The sequence below is a fragment of the Actinacidiphila sp. bgisy160 genome (assembly GCF_057707815.1).
Map to the genome: position 1 here is coordinate 1 of NZ_JBYIQW010000026.1, position 22,279 is coordinate 22,279.

Below are 22,279 nucleotides of genomic sequence, written 5' to 3' on the forward strand. Positions count from 1 at the left end.
TCGCTTTCGGCGTTTCCGCCTCGGCGACATTCACTACGTTAGCGGATTCCTTCGCGTCATGCGAATTCATCCCGCACTCGCCGTTCGATTCCACGCCAATGAAATTCGAGAGCACGAAAGTGCGCCCGAAATCTTCGGGGTGATGTCGTCGTGGTGAGTGACCGCCGATCGGAGGATCCGGACGAACCGGGCGCACCGTCTCAAGCGGCTCGGGCTACGTTACGCAAGTGCGGCGGCGGAGTCAAGCTCCGCCGCCGCTCAAACGTGGAAAACCGGCCGACGTCAGCCGCCGGCGACCTCGACGGCCGCCAGGCTCTTCTTGCCGCGCCGCAGCACGAGCCAGCGGCCGTGCAGCAGGTCGGCGGCCCCGGGCGTCGCGTCCTCGTCACCGATCTTGACATTGTTCACGTACGCGCCGCCCTCCTTGATGGTGCGGCGGGCCGCTGACTTGCTGGCCACGAGCCCGACCTCGGCGAAGAGGTCGGCGACGGAGGCCAGCTCGGCGACCTTGGCGTGCGGCAGTTCGCCGAGCGCCGCGGCGAGGGTCCGCTCGTCGAGCTCGGCGAGTTCGCCCTGGCCGAAAAGTGCCTTGGACGCGGCGATCACCGCGGCGCACTGCTGGGCACCGTGGACAAGGGTGGTGAGCTCCTCGGCGAGGGCACGCTGTGCGGCGCGAACCTGCGGCCGCTCCTCGGTGAGCCGCTCCAGTTCCTCGATCTCCGCCTGCGACTTGAAGCTGAAGATGCGCAGGAACTTGGACACGTCGCGGTCGTCGGCGTTCAGCCAGAACTGGTAGAAGCCGTACGGCGTGGTCATCTCGGGGTCGAGCCAGACCGTGCCGGACTCCGTCTTGCCGAACTTCGTGCCGTCGGCCTTGGTGATGAGCGGGGTGGCGAGGGCGTGCACGGAGGTGCCTTCGACGCGCCCGATGAGGTCGATGCCGGCCGTCAGATTGCCCCACTGGTCGCTGCCGCCGGTCTGCATGGTGCAGCCGTACCGGCGGTAGAGCTCCAGGAAGTCCATGCCCTGGAGGATCTGGTAGCTGAACTCCGTGTAGCTGATGCCTGCCTCGGAGTTGAGCCGGCGGGCGACGGCCTCCTTGGCGATCATCTTGTTGACCCGGAAGTACTTGCCCATGTCGCGCAGGAACTCGATGGCCGACAGGCCCGAGGTCCAGTCGAGGTTGTTGACCATCACCGCGGCGTTCGGGCCCTCGAAGGAGAGGAAGGGCTCGATCTGGGCGCGGATCCGCTCGACCCAGCCGGCGACGACACCGGCGTCGTTCAGCGTCCGCTCGGCGGTCGGCTTGGGGTCGCCGATCAGACCGGTGGCGCCGCCGACCAGGGCGAGCGGCCGGTGGCCGGCCAGCTGGAGCCGGCGGATGGTGAGGATCTGCACCAGGTTGCCGAGGTGGAGGCTGGGAGCGGTGGGGTCGAAGCCGCAATAGACCGTGACCGGGCCGTCCGCGAACGCCTTGCGCAGTGCGTCCTCGTCGGTGGAAACGGCGATCAGCCCTCGCCACCGCAGCTCGTCGACGATGTCCGTCACGGTTCTCGTGCCTCCTGGTGTCGTTCGGTGCCTCGTACTCGTTCGTACGGAGTCTTTCCGAGACTACGCGTTCCGCTCGACTCCTTTTGCGCCCCCCGGTGCGCGGTAGCGGCTGACGGTGGGGTCGCCGCCAGTCCGGATACGCCAGGGGTGGGCGGCGCCGCCGCTGACGCCGGTGCGCGGTCCGGTGCGGACCGCCGCGGGGTCGGGCGGCGTGCCGGTGAGGACGCGGAAGGCGGAACCGGCGGGGTCGCCAGGCATACGTCGGCGCCGTTGAGGGCGCGGTCGATGTCGAGTGCGGTGGCGAGGCGGGCGGGCCCCTGGGTGAGGTCGTGGGGGCGTCGTGAGGTGACCCGGCGCTCGCGGGATCGACGCCCTCGATGAGGTCTCCGCCCCGGCAGGATTCCGCCGGGGTCGCCCTGCGGAGCGCAGGCGACGTGCAGGGCGAGCGATCATCTGCGCCAGGCTCGGCCCCACCCCGAGGGGCGAGGAGTCCAAGGGCGGGAACCTGACACAACGGGTCGAGCTGAGTCGGTCGCTGTGCGACCGGAACGGCTGGTCCGTCGTAGGTGACGGCTCAGGCTCCGCCGGGCGGCTTGGCTCTGGGGCTCAGCCGGTACGCCGAGACTGTTGGATCACCGGCGAGGTAGAAGCGGTGTTGCCAGTCGTGGGCCTTGCTCACGCCGACCCGAGGACCAACCTGGATGAGCGCGGCAGGTACCGGCTCGCCCTCGGACAACATGACCGACGTGCCTGTCAGGAGGTCTGCGCCGTTGTGTTCCGCCGTGATGCCGAGTGCCTGGCAGAAGTTCCCCGGACCTCGGGCAAGCCGTGGGCTTTCGACCCTCTCCCCTCGCCGCTCGCGTGCCAGGTCCTCCCCCTCGACGACCCTGCCTGCCCGGATGAGGACAGCCGAGGCGATGCCGTCCGTCCCGGTGACGACGTTGGCGCACCAGTGAAGACCGTGGGAGCGGTAGACGTACAGGTGTCCTGCGGGTCCGAACATGACGGCGTTGCGGGGTGTCCGGCCCCGGTAGGCGTGGGAAGCTGGATCAGCCGTACCGGAGTACGCCTCGGTCTCCGTGATGGCGATGCTCACGGTCCCCTCGGGGGTCTTGCAGGTGAGGAGACTCCCGAGCAGCTTGGGAGCGACCTCTTCGGCAGGGTGGGCGAGGAGGTCGACGTTCATGCTGACCGCCTCGACACGCGATAGGTGAAGTAGACGTACGCGTGGCCGGGCGGGCCGAACATGACCGCGTTGCGGTCGGCGCGTCCGCGGTGGGTGTGGGAGCCGGGGTCGAGTGGGCCGGCGTAGGTCTCGACCTCGGTCGGCCTGAGCGCGACGGGGCCGTCGTCCGTCCTGCGTACGAGCGTTCGCCCCAGGAGGTCGGGAGCCACCTCCAGCACCGGCCGGTCGAAGAAGGACCTGGGGAGAGGGGTGCTTTCAGGAGGGGGGATCATGCGGTACGAGAGTAATGGAACCGTTCGGGGTGGGGCCACGTTCGTATGGACCGAGGCAACCGCCAGTAAAGGGAGAGGGACATCGTGGGCTTCAAGAAGCTGCTTGCGAGCTTGGGCGCCGGTGGCGCGTCGGTCGAGACGGTACTCAACGAGCCGAACGTCGTCCCGGGCGGGGTCGTCCAAGGCGAGGTCCGCATCCAGGGCGGCTCGGTGCCGCAGCAGATCGAGGGGCTGTCGGTGGGCCTGCAGGCCCGCGTCGAGGTCGAGGGCCAGGACACGGAGTACAAGCAGGACGTCGAGTTCCACCGGCAGCGGCTGGGCGGGGCGTTCGAGGTGCAGCCGGGTGCGGTGCACGTGGTGCCGTTCGGGCTGGAGATCCCGTGGGAGACCCCGATCACGACCTTCCTGGGGCGTCACCTGACGGGGATGAGCGTCGGGGTGACCACGGAGCTGGCGATCGCCCGAGCGGTGGACTCCGGTGACCTCGACCCGATCAACGTGCATCCGGTGCCGGCGCAGCAGGCGATCCTCGACGCGTTCGGCCAGCTGGGCTTCGGCTTCAAGAACGCGGACCTGGAGCGCGGGCACATCCGCAACACGCGGCAACGGCTGCCGTTCTACCAGGAGATCGAGTTCTTCGCGCCGCAGCAGTACCGCGGGCTGAACCAGGTCGAGCTGAGCTTCGTCGCCGACGGTCACGAGATGGACGTCGTCCTGGAGATGGACAAGAAGCCGGGGCTGTTCAGCGAGGGCAGCGACGCCTTCCGCTCGTTCACGGTGGACCTGAACAACTTCCACACGACCGATTGGGCGGGGTACCTCAACCAATGGCTGGCCGAGGTCGGCGGGAAGCGCAACTGGTTCTAGGATCGGCGGGCGGAAGCGCGTTTCGCGATCAGCAGGAGGTACCGAGGTGACCGAACAGCAGCGGCGGCCGCTCCCCCACGATTTCCATCCGCCGGTGGCGTCGTTCGCGGTGGTGAGCGATGACATCGAGCCGGGTGGCACGCTGAAGGACTCCCAGGTCTACGCCAAGGGCAACGTCTCGCCTCACCTGCGGTGGGAGGGCTTCCCCGAGGGGACCAGGAGCTTCGCCGTCACGTGTTACGACCCCGACGCGCCCACGGGAAGCGGTTTCTGGCACTGGGTGCTCTTCGACATCCCGGTGTCGGTGACGGAGCTGCCGGCGGGCGCCGGCAGCGACGGCTTCAAGGGGCTGCCCGAGGGTGCGGTGCACGTGCGCAACGACTACGGCAGCAGGGACTTCGGCGGTGCCGCACCGCCGCCCGGCGACGGGCCGCACCGGTACGTGTTCACCGTGTACGCGGTGGACCAGGAGAAGCTGGGGCCGGACGGGGACGTGTCGCCCGCCGTCGTCGGCTTCAACCTGCGGTTCCACGCGATCGCGCGGGCCAACTTGATCGGCGAGTACGAGAATCCGCAGTAGTCGTGTCGCCCCGGCCGCGGGCCGGGCGTCCCGAAATCCCGTTGCGCCCCGGCGCTCCCGCATCGCACTGTGGTGTCTGCCTGGTGACCTGACCGTCACCGGGGGTCGGCACCGCAGTGGCGGGGGCGGCGGGGCGTTGCGCTGTGCGGTTCTCGCCGCGCGACCTGCCTGCCGTCCGCCGGAGCCCGGTCATGCGCCCGGGCGTCCACGCCGATCGCCGCGCTCCGGGCGCCCCTGACCCTACGGGGGTGGGCGCCCGGGGTGGCCGGCCCCAGGGTCCGCTGTTTTGTTTCCTGTTTCTTCCTGTTCGCTTTGACGTGCGGAAATTGCGTTGTCCGCACGGGTATCGCCCGGTCACAGTGGAGCCACCTCGCCGCCGGGGCGGGGATGGACCCGAGGGGTGGGCGACGTGCGTGAGACGCTGGTGCTGAACGCGACCTTCGAGCCGCTGTCGACTGTGTCGCTGCGGCGTGCGGTGGTGCTGGTCATGCAGGACAAGGCCGTGGTCGAGCAGGCTCATCCCGGGCTGCGGATCCGCGCGGCGGCGGTGGAGGTACCGGTGCCGCAGGTGATCAGGCTCTGCAGGTACGTGAGGGTGCCCTTCCGACAACGGGCGGCGTGGTCGCGGCGGGGTGTGCTGGTCAGGGACCGGCACAGGTGCGCGTACTGCGGCCGGCGGGCGACGACCGTGGACCACGTGCTGCCGCGTTCGCACGGTGGCGGGGACACCTGGCTGAACACGGTGGCGTCGTGCGCGGAGGACAACCACCGCAAGGCGGACCGTACGCCGGAGCAGGCGGGGATGCGGCTGCTGACGCAGCCGTTCGAGCCGACGCCGGCGGACGCGCTGCTGCTGCACCTGGGGCTGAAGGACCGTGAGGGCGTTCCGCACTGGCTCGCGCTGCCGGCCTGAGCCCTGAGCCCCGAGGCGGTCGCCCGGCTACTTCAGCAGGAGCTGGGTGATCGCCACGAGGCCCACGACGACGATGACGCCGCGCAGGGCGACGGGCGGCAGGCGGCGGCCGATGCGGGCGCCGAGGACACCGCCGAGCGCGGCCCCGACGGCGATGAGCGCGACGGCGGTCCAGTCGAAGTCGGCGACGAAGACGAAGAACACCGCGGCGACCCCGTTGACCATCAGCGCGAGGACGTTCTTCACCGCGTTGATCCGCTGCCAGGACTCCTCGAGGAGGACGCCCATCAGGGAGAGGTAGATGACCCCCTGGGCGGCGCCGAAGTAGCCGCCGTACATGCCGGCGAGGAGGAGTCCCCCGAGCAGGACCGGGCCGCCGTGCTCGGGGACGTGGGTGCCGTTGCCGGACCGGCGGGCCTGCAGGGCGCGGGTGAGCCGGGGCTGGACGACGACGAGGACGAGGGCGAGTCCGATGAGGACCGGCACGATCGTGTCGAAGGCCTGGGAGGGGAGCGTCAGCAGCAGGACGGCCCCGGTGAGTCCGCCGACGAGTGCGGCGGCGCCCAGGCGCAGCAGGCGGGTGCGCTGTCCGGCGAGTTCACGCCGGTAGCCGATGGCGCCGCTGACGGAGCCGGGCACGAGGCCGAGGGTGTTGGAGACGTTGGCCATGACGGGCGGCAGGCCGACGGCCAGCAGGACGGGGAAGGTGATGAGCGTGCCGGAGCCGACGACGGTGTTGATGGTGCCGGCCCCGATTCCGGCCGCGAACACGGCCAGGGCTTCCCAGTAGGTCATAGGCGTCTCCATGGTCGGTGCGGCTCCCCTCCCCCCGGCGGGACCGGGGGAGCCCGAGCGCACGGATCATGTCATACGCGTTTGCGGCGGCCGCCGCGCTGCTCAGTCCTTGTCGAGCCGGGGGGTCTCGCGGCGGGTGCCGCCCTCGCCGTTGTTGGGGCCGCTGCCCGGGGCTCCGGGGAGGTTGACGATGCCGCCGAGGCCCTTGAGGGCGTCGTTGAGCTCGCTCGGGATGATCCAGAGCTTGTTGGACTCGCCCTCGGCGATCTTGGGCAGCATCTGCAGGTACTGGTAGGCGAGCAGCTTCTGGTCGGGGTCACCCGCGTGGATGGACTCGAAGACCGTGCGGATGGCCTGGGCCTCGCCCTCCGCCTTGAGGGCGGCGGCCTTGGCCTCACCCTCGGCGCGCAGGATCGCGGACTGCTTCTCGCCCTCGGCGGTGAGGATCTGGGACTGCCGGATGCCCTCGGCGGTGAGGATGGCGGCGCGCTTGTCGCGGTCGGCGCGCATCTGCTTCTCCATCGAGTCCTGGATGGAGGTCGGCGGCTCGATGGCCTTGAGCTCGACGCGGTTGACGCGGATGCCCCACTTGCCGGTGGCCTCGTCGAGGACGCCGCGCAGGGCCGCGTTGATCTCCTCACGGGAGGTCAGGGTCCGTTCCAGGTCCATGCCGCCGATGATGTTGCGGAGGGTGGTGACGGTGAGCTGCTCGATCGCCTGGATGTAGCTGGCGACCTCGTAGGTGGCGGCCCGCGCGTCGGTGACCTGGTAGTAGATGACCGTGTCGATGTTGACGACCAGGTTGTCCTGGGTGATCACCGGTTGCGGCGGGAACGGCACGACCTGCTCACGCAGGTCGATGCGGTTGCGGATGGTGTCGATGAACGGCACCACGATGTTGAGGCCCGCGCTCAGGGTCCTGGTGTAGCGGCCGAAGCGCTCGACGATCGCCGCGCTGGCCTGCGGGATGACCTGGACCGTCTTGATGAGCGCGATGAAGACGAGCACCACCAGGATGATCAGGACGATGATGATCGGCTGCACGTCCACTCCCACGCCGTTTGCCGGTGACTATCCGTACGAAGACATGATCAAGTCTGGCAGAACCCGCGCGGAGGCGGGCCGGGTTCGGCGAATTCCCGTGCCGTCTCCGGTGCGGGGCGCACGCGATCACACCACGACGGCCGTCGCGCCCTCGATCTCGACGACGTCCACGCTCTCGCCGGGGTCGAAGGCCCGTCCCGCGTCGAGGGCGCGGGCCGACCAGACCTCGCCGTTGAGCTTGATCCGGCCGCCGTGCACGTCGACCCGTTCCAGGACGACGGCCTGGCGGCCCTTGAGCGCGTCAATGCCGCTGCGCAACTCCGGTCGCTGCGCGCGGCTCCGGTTGGCCAGCGGGCGTACGACGGCGATGCCCGCGACCGAGACAATGACGAAGATCAGCACCTGCGGAGTGATGCCGAGGCCGAGGCCGGCCGCGATCGCGGCGGCGACGGCTCCGACCGCGAACATCCCGAACTCGGGCATCGCGGTCACCACAAGCGGAATACCCAGCCCCACGGCGGCGATCAGCCACCACAACCAGTCGTCCACGGGCCCATCGTAGGGGTCCGCAGTGGATCTGTGACAGGGTGCGACGGCTCTCCCCGACGCTTTTGGCGCGGGGCTTCGTGCGCGGGTGGCCCTCAGCGGGTCACTTCAGGGGTCACTTCAGGGGCAGCCCGCTGGCGGTCCAGCGGTCGCCCCGGCGCTCGACGACGAGCGGGAGGCCGAAGCACAGGGAGAGGTTGCGGGAGCTGAGCTCGGTCTCCATGGGGCCGGCGGCGACGACCTTGCCCTGGCGGATCATCAGGACGTGGGTGAAGCCGGGGGCGATCTCCTCGACGTGGTGGGTGACCATCACCATGGAGGGGGCGATCGGGTCGCGGGCGAGCCGGCCGAGGCGGCGGACGAGGTCCTCGCGGCCGCCGAGGTCGAGGCCGGCGGCGGGCTCGTCCAGCAGGAGGAGCTCGGGGTCGGTCATCATGGCGCGCGCGATGAGGGTGCGCTTGCGCTCGCCCTCGGAGAGGGTGCCGAACTTGCGGTCGAGGTAGTCGCTCATGCCGAGCCGGTCGAGGAAGGCGCGGGCGCGGTCCTCGTCGACCTGCTCGTAGCTCTCCTGCCAGTGCGCGGTCATGCCGTACGCGGCGGTGAGCACGGTCTCCAGGACGGTCTGCCTGCGCGGCAGCTTCTCGGCCAGGGCGACGCCCGCGATGCCGATGCGGGGGCGCAGTTCGAAGACGTCGACGCCGCCCATCTTCTCGCCGAGGATCTGGACGGTGCCGGAGGTCGGGAAGAGGTAGCTCGAGGCGATGTTCAGCAGAGTCGTCTTGCCGGCGCCGTTGGGACCGAGGATGACCCATCGCTCGCCCTCGGCGACCGACCAGGAGACCTGGTCCAGCAGAGCCCGGCCGTCTCGGACCACGGATACGTCCACCAGCTCCAGAACATCGCTCATGAGCGTGTTGTCTCCCACTTCCCGATCGCATGTCTGCCGTCGTGAGCACCTGTAGGCGCTGCCCCAGGAAATCTACGCCACCCCCGGGGCACCCCAGTCCTTAGGCTGGGGGGATGCTCGACGAACCTCGCTCAGGACGGCTGGCGGCTTGGGGAAATGCCCTGATTGCCGGACTTGCCGCGCCGGATGACGCAGCTCAGGAAGTGATCGCCGACGATTCGGCCCACCGGATCTCCGGACTCCCCGGGGAGGACGGCCCGGTGGGGCTGACGCTGGGGCTGGGACGGTTGCGCGCGCTCGGCGTGTCCGGGCTGCGGATCGCGCTCCCGGTGCCCGGACACCCGCTCGGGCTCAGCGGGCCGCCGGAGTTCAACGCGCGGGCACTCGCGGCGGGCGAGGCGGTCATCGCCGTCGGCGGACCGGCCATCGGCCTGGTGCCGGAGGTCACGGAGGCCGGGCCGCGTGGGGACGTGCACGTGTCGGTCGAGTGGCGGTGCCTGGAGGTGCGGGACGCTCCGCCGGCGGACGTGCCGTCGCTGGGCGAGGCGGAACGGGAGCTCGCGGAGGCACTGCGGGACGCCACACAGGCGCTGGCGCGGCTGGACGTGGCCGGCGCGGGCCCGGCGGCGCAGGAGGCTCTGGAGGCGTACCGGGCGCGGGCGGCGCGCGGCCGCGAGGTGCTGGCGCCGGGGTATCCCCCGCGGGCGGTGCGGGTGCTGGAACTGGCCCAGCGGGTGGGTGCTCTGGTCGGGATCGCGACGGGCGCGCGGGCCGGGCACGGGGCGGCGGTCAGCGCCTCGGAGATCGCCGCCCGGGCGGAGCTGCTGCGGCCCGTGGAGCGTACGGCGCGGCGGGCGCAGGTGGCGGCGTACAACGCGTACGTCGAGGAGGCCGAGCGGCGCCGCGGCTGAGGCCGGCCGTCAACGGGCGAAGGCCCCGCGGACGACGCTGTCCACGGGGCCTTCCGTCCGCGCACGTCAGCGGTTGAAGCAGACGTTGCCGATCGCGGGGTTCAGAAGGGCAAGACCGTTGATGGTGTTGCCGCACAGGTTGATCGGGATGTTCACCGGAACCTGGATCACGTTGCCGGAGAGCACACCGGGCGAGCCGGCGGCCACGGCACCCGCGTGGGAGTCGGCGAGCGCGGTACCGGCCGAACCGGCAGCGGCCGCACCGGCAGCGGCGATGATCAGGGCGGCCTTCTTGGCGCTGTTCATGAAACTGTTCCTCCTGTGATGGCGCGGCCCGGTTCGAGGAGCCGCACTGTGAGGAACGCGGAGCCCGGGGCGGTGACACGGGGAGGGCGCCGGAAACCTCCGTACGGCGGAATCCGCGTGTCGCACCGCGGCGCGCCGCGCGCCGTACCGCCGAAGGTCCCCGAGCTGCGCGAACGGACCGGCCCCGGGGCGGCGGAGCGCTCCGGGGCCGGTGGTCACGGCCGCGCCGTGGGGTGGCGTCCTGGGTCAGCGGTTGACGCAGACGTTCCCGATGGCCGGGTTCAGCAGACCGATGACGCTGATGGTGTTGCCGCAGACGTTCACCGGGACGTGCACCGGCACCTGGATGACGTTGCCCGAGACCACACCGGGGCTGTTCTTCGCGCCACCGTGGGCCTGGGCGCCACCGGTGTGGGCGGAGGCGGCACCCGCGCCGACCATGGCGAGGCTTCCGGCGACCATGGCGACGGCGGCGGCCTTGTGCAGGTTCTTCACGTTCTTGACCCTCCTTGCATGGGTGCCGCGGCAGTCGCCGCAGCACGCCATGGAGAACGGCCCACGCCCGGCCAGGTTGCGCCATCCGGGCGACATACACCCGACGGTATGAATCTCACTCCGGACCGCGACGATCCGCTTGTCCTACCGCTAAGCGCCCCGGCTTTCGCGGCGGCGCGTGCCCGGATGGGCCGTCCGGTTCCGTCCGGTTCGTCCGGTATTCCGTCCGGTTCCGCTGGGCCGGCTGGTGCCGCCGGGTCAGCTGCCGATGCCGTGCCGCACCGCCCACAGGGCGGCCTGGGTGCGGTCGGAGAGGTCCAGCTTCATCAGGATGTTCGACACGTGGGTCTTGACCGTCTTCTCCGACAGCACCAGGGCGCGGGCGATCTCCCGGTTGGAGCGGCCCTCCGCGATCAATGACAGCACCTCGCGCTCCCGGTCGGTGAGGGTGCTCCCGCGACCCTGCCCCGGGCCGTTGTCCTCCGGGGAGAGCAAGGCGTCGGCGACCTCCGGCTGCAACAGCACATGACCGGCGTGCACCGAGCGGATGGCGCCGGCCAGCGCGTCCGGGTCCACGTCCTTGTAGACGTACCCGGCCGCGCCCGCGCGCAGCGCCGGGACGACGGTGCGCTGCTCGGTGAAGCTGGTCACAACCAGGACGCGGGCCTTGGTGCCGTTGTCGCGCAGCCGGCGCAAAGCCTCGATGCCGTCGACGCCCGGCATCCGGACGTCCATCAGGATCACGTCGGGGGCGAGTTCCCCGGCGCGCTGCACGCCCTCCTCGCCGTCCCCCGCCTCGCCGACCACCTCGATGTCGGGCTGCACCTCGAGGAAGGTCCGCAGGCCGCGGCGGACCACCTGGTGGTCGTCGACCACCAGGACGCGAATGGGGCCGTCAGCCACCGGGCACCTCCATCTCGATCACGGTGCCCTTGCCGGGCGCCGAGTCCACCGTCAGTCCGCCGCCGACCCCGTCGGCCCGGTCCCGCATGGAGACCAGTCCCAGGTGACGGCCGGCGCGGCGCACCGCGGACGGATCGAAGCCCCGCCCGTCGTCGCGCACCGTGAGCACCGCTCCCCTGCCCCGGCCCTCCAGGCGCACCGTCACCGAGGCGGCGTCCGCGTGGCGCAGCGCGTTGTGCAGGGCTTCCTGGGCGACCCGCAGCAGCGCCTCCTCCTGGGCGGCGGGCAGGGCGCGGACCTGGCGGTGGGCGAAGGAGACGCGGGCCGAGTGCGCCCGGTCCAGGACGTCGACCTGGGTGCGCAGGGTGGCCAGCAGGCCGTCCTCGTCCAGCGCGGCGGGCCGCAACTCCACCACGACCGCGCGCAGTTCGTCGGCGGCCTCGGCGGCGAGCGTGGCGACCTGCTTCAACTCCTCGCGGGCGCGTGCCGGATCGCGGGCCACCAGGGCGGACGCGGCCTGGGCGGTCAGCCGCAGCGAGAACAGCTTCTGCGAGACGGCGTCGTGCAGTTCGTGGGCGATGCGGGCCCGTTCCCCGGCCAGGGTCAGCTCACGACTGCGCTCGTACAGGCGGGCGTTGCTGAGGGCAATGGCGGCGTGCGCGGCCAGGGTGCGCAGCAGTTCCTCGTCCTCCTCGGTGAAGCCCCGGCCGTCCTCCCCCGGGCGGGTGGCGCAGCGCTTGTTGGCCAGGAAGAGGGCGCCCAGGATCTCATCGCCGTCCACCACGGGCATGCCGAGGAAGTCGGCCATGTCGGGGTGCGCGGACGGCCAGCCGCCGAAGCGGGGGTCGCGCTTCACGTCGGGCAGGCGCTGCGGGGTGGCCTCGTGCAGCATCGCCGCGAGGATGCCGTGCTGCCGGGGCAGCGGGCCGATCGCCTTCCACTGCTCGTCGCTGACGCCGTCGACGACGAACTGGGCGAAGCCGCCGTGGTCGTCCGGCACGCCGAGCGCCGCGTACTCGGCCTCGAGCAGTTCGCGGGCGGACGAGACGATCGTCTGCAGGACCTCGCGCACTTCCAGGTGCCGGCTCATGGCGAGGACGGCCGCGCTCACCGCCTCGATGCCGCGTCGGGACGATCGGCTGGACATGACATCACCGTACCGGCGGGGTGCGGCCGGCAGGATCGGCCGGGTGGCCGAGCGTCGCCGGTCCGTGGACCTAGGCCGAAGTTCCTTCCCCCGGCGCTGTGGGCGACCGAGGTGCCCGGGACGGGCCCGTTCCTGCGGTGGGGGCAGCGCCGGGCGCCGGCCTGGCGGCGGGGCTATGACACGTCATGCCGGTGGCGGTCGAGGAGGCGGTGGCCGGGCGGGAGCTGCTGGAACGGGGCCACGAGGCCGCGGGGGCGGGTTGCCTCTGGCACGGGTTCGGGGACGTCAACCTGCTGCTGCCCCGACCGGCCCGTCCGGGGCACGTGGCGTCGCGTCGCGGTCGCGGTGCGCGACGCGCCTGTGAGGCGGGGCACAGGACGTACGTCACGTACGAAGGCGCGTAGTAGGAAGCGGGCGGCGCGAACGGCCGGAGGTACGCGTGTGCCGTATCCGGCCGGTCCGGCCACTACGACTTCGGGTAGTAATGGGTTGGTTTGGTCGGAGAATTCGCCGGGGCTAAGAATGCTCGGGTCGCTCCGCGCCGCGTTCGACACGCGGCGCTTCTCCTTGCCCGAGGGCGGAATGGGGCGCGCGCAGCCGAATGGAAGAGGTCACTCCCCCATGCAGCTCCCGACGATCCCGAAGTTCGACCGTCTGACCAAGACCCACAAGTACTCCGCCGCCGGCATCGCCGCGGCCGGTGTGGGCGTCCTGGCCATCACCGGTGTGACCGGGACCAGCGGGACGGCACAGGCCTCCGGCAGGGCGGCGGAAGCGGCCACCGGACAGGCGCGGTCCGCCGCGGCCCAGCAGCACGCCGCGCACGTCGCGCACCGCAAGGTCCTTGCGAAGCAGCACGCCGCCCACGTCGCGCACCAGGCCGCGACGCGCAAGCGCCAGGCCGCGGAGCACGCGCGCCACGCCGCCCACCTGGCGCACCGGGCCCACGCGAGCCGGCAGGAGCAGCAGGCCGCCAACCGCAGCCACGAGCGCAGGGCCCTCGTCCCGCAGCAGCGGCACGCGGCCTCGGCACCGGCACCGCGCGCGGCCGCGCCGCAGGCGCCCGCCGCGCCGTCCGGCACCCCGCAGCAGATGGCGCAGCAGATCATCGGTGACGCGGCGCAGTTCCAGTGCTTCTCCAACATCGTGATGCACGAGAGCACCTGGAACCCCTACGCGGTCAACCCCTCCTCCGGCGCGTACGGCCTGGTCCAGGCGCTGCCGGGCGCCAAGATGGCCTCCGCGGGCGCCGACTGGCGCACCAATCCGGCCACGCAGATCAAGTGGGGTCTGGACTACATGAACGGGCGCTACGGCAGCCCCTGCGGCGCCTGGTCGTTCTGGCAGGCCAACCACTGGTACTGAGCCGGCCGGCGCGGACATGCGGAAGGCGGCGGTTCCCCTCCTCGGGGGGGCCGCCGCCTTCCGTTGGCGTACGCGGGGCCGCTACTTGCGCATGACCTCGGGCTCGTGGCGGCGCAGCAGCCTCAGGACGAGGATGCCGCAGAAGAGGGCGATGCCGAGCAGGATCGCCATGTCGAACCCCCACTGGCTCGCCGAGTGCTCCCACAGCGGGTCCAGGTTGTCGGGCTTGGCCTGGTCCCACGGCGGCATGAGCCGGCCGAGGTCGAGGGTGGCGCCGGCGGCGCCGACGGCCCAGCGGGAGGGCATCAGCCAGGCGACCTGTTCCAGGCCGGCGGTGCCGAAGATCTGGAACAGGACGCCGGTGAAGACGACCTGGACGATCGCGAACATCACCAGCAGGGGCATGGTCTTCTCGGCGGTCTTCACCAGCGAGGAGATGACCAGGCCGAACATCATCGAGGTGAAGCCCAGCGCGATGACCACCAGGGTGATCTCCGCGGCCGGGAAGCTCTTGACGATCAGGCCCTCGTCGGGGAGCCTGCGCACCGACAGCCCGATCGCGCAGATGATGACGCCCTGCAGGGCGCTGATCAGGCCGAGTACGAAGACCTTGGACAGCAGGTACGCGGAGCGGGACAGGCCGGTGGCGCGTTCCCGTTCGTAGATCACCCGCTCCTTGATCAGCTCGCGCACCGAGTTGGCGGCGCCCGAGAAGCAGGCGCCCACCGCGATGATCAGCATGATGGTGCCCGCGTCGGCGTTGAACTTGCCGGCCTCGTCGGGCGGCGCCAGACCGGACTTCGCCGGGATGACCACGCTCACCAGGCCGAGGACGGCCGGGAGGATCACCATCAGCGCCATGAAGCCCCTGTCGGACGCGATCACCGACAGATAGCGGCGGACGAGGGTGACGAACTGGGCCGGCCAGCTCTGCGGCTTGGGCGGCTTGGCCCGCTGCGGTGCGGCGCCTACGGACTGCGGGGCGACCGCGTCCAGGTCCGCGGCGTAGATCTGGTAGTGCTGGGAGCCGCGCCAGCGACCGGACCAGTCGTAGTCGCGGTAGTTCTCGAAGGCGGAGAAGACGTCGGCCCAGGTTTCGTAGCCGAAGAAGTTCAGCGCCTCCTCGGGCGGGCCGAAGTAGGCCACGGCGCCACCCGGCGCCATCACCAGCAGCTTGTCGCACAGGGCGAGTTCGGCCACCGAGTGGGTCACGACGAGCACGGTGCGGCCGTCGTCCGCGAGGCCGCGCAGCAGCTTCATCACGTCGCGGTCCATGCCCGGGTCGAGGCCGGAGGTGGGCTCGTCCAGGAAGATCAGAGAGGGCTTGGTGAGCAGTTCCAGGGCGACGGAGACGCGCTTGCGCTGGCCGCCGGAGAGCGAGGTGACGCGCTTGTCGGCGTGCACGTCGAGCTTGAGCTCGCGCAGCACCTCGTCGATGCGGGCCTCGCGCTCGGCGGCCTTGGTGTCGCCGGGGAAGCGGAGCTTGGCCGCGTAGCGCAGGGCTCTGCGGATCGTCAGCTCCTTGTGCAGGATGTCGTCCTGCGGGACGAGACCGATGCGCTGCCGCAGCTCGGCGAACTGCTTGTAGAGGTTGCGGCTGTCGTACAGCACCTCGCCCTCTTCGGCCGGGCGGTAGCCGGTCAGGGCGCGCAGCAGCGTCGACTTGCCGGAGCCGGACGGGCCGATGACGGCGATCAGCGACTTCTCGGGGACGCCGAAGGAGACATCGTTGAGGATGGTCTTGGTGGTACTGCCCTGGGGCACGCGGACGGTGAGCCGGCGGGCGGAGAAGGAGATCTCACCGGTGTCGACGAATTCCTCGAGCTGGTCGCCGACGAGCCGGAAGGTGGAGTGGCCGACGCCCACGATGTCGTTGGGCCCCAGCAGATGACGCTGTATCGGCTGGCCGTTGACATATGTGCCGTTGTGGCTGCCCAGGTCGACGATCTCGTAGCGGCCGTCGGGGTGTGCCCGGAACTCCGCGTGGAAACGGGAGACCTGCAGGTCGGAGACGACCAGGTCGTTCTCCAGGGCACGGCCGATCTTCATGACGCGGCCGAGCACGAGGTGGTGGAAGGTGGTCGGGCTGCGGTCACCGTAGACGGGCGGCGCGCCGCCGGCGCCCGACGGCCCGTGCGGGGACGGGATGTACGCCTGAGGCCCCCGCTGGTCCGGCCGCGGGCCCGACGAGGGCTGCGGCACGTGGGCGGCGGACGACCCCTTCCCCCAGCCGCCCTGTCGCGGCGGGGCCACCGAGTTGTGAGGCGCCGCCTGCGCCGCCGGTCCGGACTGGCGGGCCTGTTGCGGGTTCGCCAGCGCGGTCTCGGCGCTGTAGATGTCGCCGCCGGCCGCGGCACCGCCGCTGAAGTTCAGACGCGGGCCGTCGGTGGCGTTGCCGAGGTTGACGGCGGCCCCTGCGGCGACGTCGTAGGCGTGGACGCGCTGGCCCTGCACATAGGTGCCGTTGGTACTGCCGAGGTCCTCGATGACCCAACCACGCTCGCCGCGGCGGATGGTGGCATGCCGCCAGGAGACCCGCGCGTCGTCGAGGACGACGTCCGACTGCGGATCCCGGCCGAGGCTGTACGACCTGGCCGGATCGAGCGCCCAGGTCCGTCCGTTCAGTTCGAGTACGAGTCCAGGCACCCCAAGCCCCACAAAGTTGTCCCCCGAGTTCCCCATGAGGGGAGTCTAGGGATTGCGAACATCGGGAGGAACTATTCCAGGCACGCCCACTCGTCAGGAAGTCACGCCGAAGGAGTGATATGAACCCTCTTCCGAGAAGCCGTTGACGCCACCGAAACACCACCGGAGAGTGGTAACCGCCCATGAACCGTGCGGATCACGACGGATCAGGGCACCATGCATCGCAGGCGGTTCGGACGCGAGACCTCGGGGGCGGGCATGACCGCGTACACCTCCACACCTTCGAACGCGCCCGCGCGCCCGGGGCGCCCGGCCCCCTGGGGCGGTGTGCTGCTCTCCGCGGTCGCCGCGGTGAGCTGGGCGTACCTGGGGATGGTGGGGGCCGCCGCGCTGGGCCTGCACCTGCTCGGCGCGGACACAGCGGGCTCGCTCGGGCCGATGACGGCGGCCGTGGTCGCGATGGCGGTGGGCGGCAAGGTCGTCCCCTCCGGTGACGTCGCGGTGTTCGGGCTGGACGGCGCGGGCGGCGAGGGCCGGCTGGACCTCATGCCGCTGGGCGTCGGCCTCGTGGGGGCCCTGCTGCTCGCCTGGGTGTTCCTGCGGTCCCTGCGCGGGGCCGGGCTGACCGTCCCAGGGGGTGAACTCGCCGCACGGGCCGGGACGGTGGTGGTGCTCTTCGTGGCGCTGCTGGGCGCGTTGGCGTGGGCGGGGGAGGACACCATCGCGCTCGACGGCGCCGCGCTGGGCGGGGACAGGGGCGGCGGCCTGACGGACCGGCTGCCGGGCATCGGTGACCTCGGCGGCGGCCTCGGGGACGGGCTGCAGGACCTGATCGACGCCAAGGCGTCGGTGAGTTTCCACGTCGCCACCGGCCGCACCCTGCTGGGCGGCTTGCTGTGGGTGCTGGTCGTCCTGCTGCTGGCGCTGCTCACCTCGCGCCGTACGCCGCTGCCGCCCGCCCTGGAGGGGCTGCACCGCGGCGTCCGGCCCGCAGCGTCGGCGCTGCGCTGGGTCCTGCTGCTGGCCGTCGTCGCGGGCTGCGCCGCGGCCGGGTACGCGGCGGTGACGGGTGACGAGCCGGGCCGGATCGCCGGGGCCGCCCTGCTGGGGGCGCCCAACGGGGTGTGGCTGGCGGTGCCGCTCGGGCTGTTCGTGTCCTGGCGGGGCACGGCCACCGGCGAGCTGGCCAAGGTGCTCCCGGATCCGCTGGACCGGCTGCTGTCGACCAGCGTGCGGGAGCCGGTGACCCCCGCCAGGCTGGCCGAGTACGACCAGCGGGTGTGGCTGCTGACCGTCGCCGCGGCGCTGATGATGCTGGCAGCGGGGGCGCTGGCGGCCGCCCGCACCCCGCTGTGGGGGTCGACACGGGCCGGGTACGCGGGGCGCTGCGCGGTGCGGCTCGGCCTCGCCACGGCGCTCGCCTTCCCGCTGCTGGTGTGGGTGACGGGCGTCTCGGTGAACGCGGGCGTCTCGGTCTTCGGCTTCGACGCCGTGGGCGCCGGCGTCGACCTGCATGGCAGCCTTCCCCTGGCCTTCCTGCTGGGCGCCGCGTGGGGGGCGGTGGCGGGCGGCGCGGGGGCGCTGCTGACACTGCTGACGGGCACGGCCGGGCGCCGGGTGTCGCCGTACGCGCTGCGCCGGGCGGCCGAGGCTGCGGCCGGGGAGAGCAGCTCCCGCACGTATCCGGGCATCGCCTACCAGCCCGGGCCGTACCTCCCGAGCCCCGGCTACGGCCCCCCGGACGCCGGGTCCAACCCCTACCGGCAGCCCCCGCAGGGTCAGGCACCGCAGGGCCCACCGCCCCAGGGCCAGTCGCCGCATTCCGCGCGGACCGTCACCGGGGCGCCACTGCCCCCGCCGCCCGGTCCTCCCCCGGGGCCTCCGCCCGGCCCGTCACGCGGCCCGTGGCGCGAGGGCCCGCCACCGCCCGGCGCGCCCGGGGGCCGCCGCTGACCACGGACGGTGTCCGCCAGGCGGAACACATGTCCGTCCCGGGCACGCTGCCCGATACGGTGGAGAGACCATGAACGACGCATCGCAGGCGACCGCTGCCACCGCCGCCAATGTGCCGACACTGCTGGTCAAGATCTTCGGGAAGGACCGGCCGGGGATCACCGCCGGGCTCTTCGAGACGCTGGCCCGCTTCCAGGTGAACGTCATCGACATCGAGCAGGTCGTCACCCGGGGGCGCATCGTGCTCTGCGCCCTGGTGCCCGCGCCCACGGACCGTTCCGTGGAGGGGGAGCTGCGCGCGACGGTGCACGCGTGGGCGGAGACGATGCGCCTGCAGGCCGAGATCATCTCCGGCATCGGTGACAACCGGCCGCGCGGCGAGGGCCGCTCCCATGTGACGGTGCTGGGGCACCCGCTGACCGCGGAGTCCACGGCGGCCATAGCCGCCCGGATCACCGGCACGGGCGGCAACATCGACCGCATCTTCCGGCTCGCGAAGTACCCGGTCACGGCGGTGGAGTTCGCCGTGTCCGGTGTCGCCACCGACACGCTGCGCCCCGCGCTGGCCCTGGAGGCCCACGAACGCGGGGTGGACGTGGCCGTGGTGTCGGCGGGCCTGCACCGCCGGGCGCGGCGCCTGGTGGTCATGGACGTGGACTCCACCGTCATCCAGGACGAGGTGATCGAGCTCTTCGCGGCGCACGCGGGCTGCGAGGACCAGGTCGCCGAGGTGACGGCCGCGGCGATGCGCGGCGAACTGGACTTCGAGCAGTCCCTGCACGCCCGGGTCGCCCTGCTCAAGGGGCTGGACGAGTCCGTGGTGGACAAGGTCCGCCAGGAGGTGCGGCTGACGGCCGGGGCCCGCACGCTGATCCGCACGCTCAAGCGGATGGGCTACCAGGTGGGCGTGGTCTCCGGGGGCTTCACGCAGGTCACCGACGACCTCAAGGAGCGCCTGGGGCTGGACTTCGCCGCCGCCAACACCCTGGAGATCGTGGACGGCAAGCTCACCGGCCGGGTGACCGGCGAGGTCGTGGACCGGGCGGGCAAGGCCCGGCTGCTCAGGCGCTTCGCGGCGGAGGCCGGGGTGCCGCTGAGTCAGACCGTCGCCATCGGTGACGGCGCCAACGACCTCGACATGCTCAATGCCGCGGGCCTCGGGGTCGCCTTCAACGCCAAGCCGGTGGTGCGGCGGGCCGCGGACGCCGCGGTCAACGTGCCGTTCCTGGACACCGTGCTCTACCTGCTGGGCATCACCCGCGAGGAGGTCGAGGCGGCCGACGCCGGGGACGGGGCGGCAGCCGCGGTCTGACCGGCGTCCGACCAGCGCGGACCACGGGCACGGCGAGGGGCCCCGGAGCACCCACCTCACCCACCTGCTCCGGGGCCCCTTCCGTACGGTCCCCGGGGCGCGCCCTGCCGCAGCCGGGCGCGGCTCAGTCGTGCGGCGACCAGAAGTCGACGAGGCGGCCGAGCCCGTGCTCGACCGTCTTCCACGGACCGGTGAAGGTGATGACCGCGATGGCCGCCGTCGGGAAGCCGGTGCGGTTCATCCGCGCGCGGGCGTCGCCGTCGCTCTCCCCCGCGAGGGCGTCGGCGAGCGCGTGGATGGCCGGATTGTGGCCCACCAGCAGTACCTGGTCGACGTCCTCAGAGGTCTCGTTGAGCAGGGCGATCAGGTCACCGAGGGTGGCGTCGTAGAGGCGCTCCTCGTAGACGGTGCGGGGGCGGTGCGGGAGTTCGTGGGCGGCCAGCTTCCACGTCTCGCGGGTGCGCGTGGCAGAGGAGCAGAGGGTCAGGTCGATCGGGATGCCCAGCTCGGCGAGCCTGCGGCCGGCGACGGGAGCCTCCTTGCGTCCCCGCTCCGCCAGCGGTCGCTCGTGGTCGGGGACGTCAGGCCAGTCGGCTTTGGCGTGCCGGAGCAGGACGATCCGGCGGGGCGATGCAGCTGCGCTCATGACCCTCAGCTTTCCAGAAATCCGGCCGCCAGGCGCGGGCTGCGGGACGGATCACGGTTCGCCGCGGGAGGGTCACAGCAGGCGCTGCAGGAGCCCCGGGAGGCCTTCGCCGACCGCGTGCAGGAGCTGTCCGACAGGCTCCGCGGCCGAGGCCTCCGCGGCCCCCGGGCCCGCGACCAGGGCGAGCAGCGCCGCGAAGGCGAGCGCGGGCAGGGCGAGCGCCCACCACGGCAGGCGCGTCTGCGTGCCGCCCCCAGCCGCCGGGCGGGCGGCGCGGGTGAGCGGGGTACGCGAGGGAACAGCCTGCATGGACACGGGTCGCCTCCGTTGGTCAGCCGGGGTGCCGGAGCGTTGTCCGACCTTGCACCACGACGCTACGGAAAGGCGGCCGCCGGTCCCATCGGGTGGCCCACCCACTTGACCCTGACCCTGGCCCCCTAGGGGAGGTGGGGTTGTCCCTACCCCGGCTCTCGGGGTGGCGGGTCAGCCGAGCTTGGCGCCGATGACGGCGATCACCGCCACGAGGGCGGGCACGGCCATCATGAGGCCGAAGATGATCAGGAGCTTCTTCTGCGGCTGCGGAGGGTTGGGCTCGAGCACGGGCATGCCGCCCAGTCTCGCATCCGGCGGCGGTACCCGCGCACGCGGGTGGTCAGAGCTCGTCCTCGACCGCGCGGTCACGTCCGGCGACCACGCCGGCGGCGATCTGCGGCACGAGCAGGGCGAGCATGAAGGCCACCGGCAGGTCCCAGCCGCCGGTGTGCTGGTAGAGGGTCCCGACCAGGATCGGACCGGGGATGGAGAGCAGGTAGCCGGTGCACTGCGCGAAGGCCGACAGCCGCACCACCCCGCCGCCGGTGCGCGAGCGCATCCCGATCATGGTGAGGGCGAGCGGGAACGAGCAGTTGGAGATGCCCAGCAGCAGGGCCCACACCCACGGCGCCGCGGCCGGTGCCGCCCACAGACCGCCGTAGCCGACGATCCCGAACAGGCCGAGGCCGACGGCGAGCCCGCCCTGGTGCCGCATCCGGCCGGCGAGCGCGGGCAGCACGAAGGAGAGCGGTACGCCCATCACCATGGTGACGGCGAGCAGCACGCCCGCGGTGGAGGCGGAGACTCCGGCATCACGGAAGATCTGCGGCAGCCACCCCATGGTGATGTACGCGCCCGTGGCCTGGAGCCCGAAATAGACGGCCAGCGCCCAGGCGGTGCGACTGCGGGCGATGCTGCCGGCCGGCGCCTGCTCCGCGTCCGCGGCGCGGGCCGGGCGAGCGGCCGCGGGGACGTGGCCCCGGTCGCGGACGAGCGCGAGCCAGGGCAGTACGGCGACTGCGGCGATCACGCCCCAGGCGCCGAGACCGAGCCGCCAGTCGCCGCCGAGGGCGCGGGTCGCCGGTACCGTCACCGCGGCGGCGAGGGCGGTGCCCAGGGAGAGGGCCATCGAGTAGAGCCCCGTCATGGTGCCCACGCGGTCCGGGAACCAGCGCTTGACGACGACGGGCATCAGGACGTTGCCGACGGCTATGCCGCCGAGCGCGAGGGCGCTGGCGGCGAGGAAGAGCGCCGTGCCGCCGGCGAACGGACGCAGGAAGAGCCCCAGGGTGATCGCGACCAGGCCCGCGCAGACCACGGCGCCGGGACCCCGACGGCGGGCCAGCCGGGGCGCGGTGACCCCGAAGACGGCGAAGCACAGCGCGGGGACGGAGGTGAGCAGGCCCGCGATGGTGCCGCTCATGCCGAGGCCGTCGCGGACCTCCTCCAGGAGCGCGCCGAGGCTGGTGATGGCGGGCCGCAGATTGAGTGCGGCCGGCACCAGCGCGACCGCCACAAGGATCCGGGTGCGCCGTACGCCTTGCGTAGCCGGGGGGAGGTGTGCGGGCATGGTGGCCCGTTCCGTGGCAGGGTCGAGCGTCGCTTCGTCGTCACGCATGCCG

Annotated in this window: 23 protein-coding genes and 1 pseudogene; 7 read left to right on the top strand and 17 right to left on the bottom strand. The window is 72.1% G+C overall.

The window, feature by feature from the left end; genetic code table 11:
• Nucleotides 1-282 precede the first annotated feature (282 nt).
• The 4 genes and pseudogenes from tyrS to AC3EUJ_RS20800 form a co-directional block, all read right to left on the bottom strand.
• A complete protein-coding gene (gene tyrS / locus AC3EUJ_RS20785; protein WP_431963487.1) occupies nt 283-1,548 on the bottom strand; it encodes a tyrosine--tRNA ligase in 1,266 nt (421 codons plus the stop codon).
• Nucleotides 1,545-1,991 (bottom strand): DNA-3-methyladenine glycosylase, encoded by a 447-nt coding sequence (locus tag AC3EUJ_RS20790; protein ID WP_431963655.1) that lies wholly within the window; start codon nt 1,989-1,991, stop codon nt 1,545-1,547. Before AC3EUJ_RS20790 ends, tyrS begins: the two co-directional genes overlap by 4 nt.
• 134 nt (nt 1,992-2,125) lie before the next feature.
• Nucleotides 2,126-2,737, bottom strand: a complete 612-nt coding sequence (locus AC3EUJ_RS20795) for a DNA-3-methyladenine glycosylase (RefSeq protein ID WP_431963489.1) — start codon at nt 2,735-2,737, stop codon at nt 2,126-2,128.
• Between the two features lie 20 nt (nt 2,738-2,757).
• Nucleotides 2,758-3,009: pseudogene (locus AC3EUJ_RS20800) on the bottom strand (DNA-3-methyladenine glycosylase); the annotation flags it as partial.
• Nucleotides 3,010-3,093: 84 nt separating this feature from the next.
• Between AC3EUJ_RS20800 and AC3EUJ_RS20805 the strand changes: the two are divergent.
• The 3 genes from AC3EUJ_RS20805 to AC3EUJ_RS20815 all read left to right on the top strand — a co-directional run bounded on the left by AC3EUJ_RS20805 (nt 3,094) and on the right by AC3EUJ_RS20815 (nt 5,369).
• Nucleotides 3,094-3,876, top strand: a complete 783-nt coding sequence (locus AC3EUJ_RS20805; RefSeq protein WP_431963491.1) for a sporulation protein — start codon at nt 3,094-3,096, stop codon at nt 3,874-3,876.
• A 46-nt stretch (nt 3,877-3,922) separates the two neighbouring features.
• Entirely contained in the window at nt 3,923-4,456 is a 534-nt protein-coding gene (locus tag AC3EUJ_RS20810) for a YbhB/YbcL family Raf kinase inhibitor-like protein (RefSeq protein WP_431963493.1), read from the top strand.
• Between the two features lie 409 nt (nt 4,457-4,865).
• Complete coding sequence (locus AC3EUJ_RS20815; RefSeq protein ID WP_431963495.1) at nt 4,866-5,369, top strand: HNH endonuclease; 504 nt, start codon at nt 4,866-4,868, stop codon at nt 5,367-5,369.
• A gap of 27 nt (nt 5,370-5,396) precedes the next feature.
• Here the strand turns inward: AC3EUJ_RS20815 and AC3EUJ_RS20820 are convergent, their stop codons facing one another.
• From AC3EUJ_RS20820 to AC3EUJ_RS20835, 4 genes are all read right to left on the bottom strand, one after another.
• Entirely contained in the window at nt 5,397-6,164 is a 768-nt protein-coding gene (locus tag AC3EUJ_RS20820) for a sulfite exporter TauE/SafE family protein (protein WP_431963497.1), read from the bottom strand.
• 102 nt (nt 6,165-6,266) lie between these two features.
• A complete protein-coding gene (locus AC3EUJ_RS20825) occupies nt 6,267-7,208 on the bottom strand; it encodes an SPFH domain-containing protein (RefSeq protein ID WP_431963499.1) in 942 nt (313 codons plus the stop codon).
• Between the two features lie 126 nt (nt 7,209-7,334).
• Entirely contained in the window at nt 7,335-7,745 is a 411-nt protein-coding gene (locus AC3EUJ_RS20830; RefSeq protein ID WP_431963657.1) for an NfeD family protein, read from the bottom strand.
• 124 nt (nt 7,746-7,869) lie between these two features.
• Complete coding sequence (locus AC3EUJ_RS20835) at nt 7,870-8,661, bottom strand: ABC transporter ATP-binding protein (protein WP_431963501.1); 792 nt, start codon at nt 8,659-8,661, stop codon at nt 7,870-7,872.
• Between the two features lie 113 nt (nt 8,662-8,774).
• On the opposite strand from AC3EUJ_RS20835, the gene AC3EUJ_RS20840 reads away from it, so the two are divergent.
• On the top strand, nt 8,775-9,572 hold the full coding sequence (locus AC3EUJ_RS20840; RefSeq protein ID WP_431963503.1) for a hypothetical protein: 798 nt from the start codon (nt 8,775-8,777) through the stop codon (nt 9,570-9,572).
• A 66-nt stretch (nt 9,573-9,638) separates the two neighbouring features.
• On the opposite strand, the gene AC3EUJ_RS20845 is transcribed toward AC3EUJ_RS20840, so the two are convergent.
• From AC3EUJ_RS20845 to AC3EUJ_RS20860, 4 genes are all read right to left on the bottom strand, one after another.
• Nucleotides 9,639-9,878: a chaplin gene (locus AC3EUJ_RS20845; RefSeq protein ID WP_431963504.1), complete on the bottom strand. Its 240-nt coding sequence runs from the start codon at nt 9,876-9,878 to the stop codon at nt 9,639-9,641.
• 246 nt (nt 9,879-10,124) lie between these two features.
• Nucleotides 10,125-10,373 carry a chaplin gene (locus AC3EUJ_RS20850; protein WP_361795778.1) on the bottom strand — a complete coding sequence of 83 codons (249 nt, stop codon included), beginning with the start codon at nt 10,371-10,373 and terminating at the stop codon, nt 10,125-10,127.
• Between the two features lie 258 nt (nt 10,374-10,631).
• Nucleotides 10,632-11,276, bottom strand: a complete 645-nt coding sequence (locus AC3EUJ_RS20855; protein WP_431963506.1) for a response regulator — start codon at nt 11,274-11,276, stop codon at nt 10,632-10,634.
• Entirely contained in the window at nt 11,269-12,423 is a 1,155-nt protein-coding gene (locus tag AC3EUJ_RS20860; protein ID WP_431963508.1) for a GAF domain-containing sensor histidine kinase, read from the bottom strand. The genes AC3EUJ_RS20855 and AC3EUJ_RS20860 overlap by 8 nt, the downstream gene beginning before the upstream one ends.
• 621 nt (nt 12,424-13,044) lie before the next feature.
• Between AC3EUJ_RS20860 and AC3EUJ_RS20865 the strand changes: the two genes are divergently transcribed.
• Entirely contained in the window at nt 13,045-13,788 is a 744-nt protein-coding gene (locus AC3EUJ_RS20865; RefSeq protein ID WP_431963510.1) for an aggregation-promoting factor C-terminal-like domain-containing protein, read from the top strand.
• Between the two features lie 81 nt (nt 13,789-13,869).
• Here the strand turns inward: AC3EUJ_RS20865 and AC3EUJ_RS20870 are convergent, their stop codons facing one another.
• The gene (locus AC3EUJ_RS20870; protein ID WP_431963512.1) at nt 13,870-16,470 is read right to left on the bottom strand and encodes an FHA domain-containing protein; all 2,601 of its coding nucleotides are present in this window, start codon (nt 16,468-16,470) and stop codon (nt 13,870-13,872) included.
• Between the two features lie 180 nt (nt 16,471-16,650).
• On the opposite strand from AC3EUJ_RS20870, the gene AC3EUJ_RS20875 reads away from it, so the two are divergent.
• Together AC3EUJ_RS20875 and serB are read left to right on the top strand one after the other, a co-directional pair.
• Nucleotides 16,651-18,387 carry a streptophobe family protein gene (locus AC3EUJ_RS20875; RefSeq protein ID WP_431963514.1) on the top strand — a complete coding sequence of 579 codons (1,737 nt, stop codon included), beginning with the start codon at nt 16,651-16,653 and terminating at the stop codon, nt 18,385-18,387.
• A 70-nt stretch (nt 18,388-18,457) separates the two neighbouring features.
• Nucleotides 18,458-19,699 carry a phosphoserine phosphatase SerB gene (gene serB / locus AC3EUJ_RS20880; protein ID WP_431963516.1) on the top strand — a complete coding sequence of 414 codons (1,242 nt, stop codon included), beginning with the start codon at nt 18,458-18,460 and terminating at the stop codon, nt 19,697-19,699.
• 124 nt (nt 19,700-19,823) lie between these two features.
• Here the strand turns inward: serB and AC3EUJ_RS20885 are convergent, their stop codons facing one another.
• The 4 genes from AC3EUJ_RS20885 to AC3EUJ_RS20900 form a co-directional block, all read right to left on the bottom strand.
• Nucleotides 19,824-20,345 (bottom strand): SixA phosphatase family protein, encoded by a 522-nt coding sequence (locus AC3EUJ_RS20885; protein ID WP_431963518.1) that lies wholly within the window; start codon nt 20,343-20,345, stop codon nt 19,824-19,826.
• A gap of 72 nt (nt 20,346-20,417) precedes the next feature.
• On the bottom strand, nt 20,418-20,654 hold the full coding sequence (locus tag AC3EUJ_RS20890; protein WP_431963660.1) for a hypothetical protein: 237 nt from the start codon (nt 20,652-20,654) through the stop codon (nt 20,418-20,420).
• Between the two features lie 174 nt (nt 20,655-20,828).
• On the bottom strand, nt 20,829-20,951 hold the full coding sequence (locus AC3EUJ_RS20895) for an SGM_5486 family transporter-associated protein (RefSeq protein WP_431963520.1): 123 nt from the start codon (nt 20,949-20,951) through the stop codon (nt 20,829-20,831).
• A 46-nt stretch (nt 20,952-20,997) separates the two neighbouring features.
• Nucleotides 20,998-22,275 (bottom strand): CynX/NimT family MFS transporter, encoded by a 1,278-nt coding sequence (locus tag AC3EUJ_RS20900; RefSeq protein WP_431963522.1) that lies wholly within the window; start codon nt 22,273-22,275, stop codon nt 20,998-21,000.
• Nucleotides 22,276-22,279: the final 4 nt, after the last annotated feature.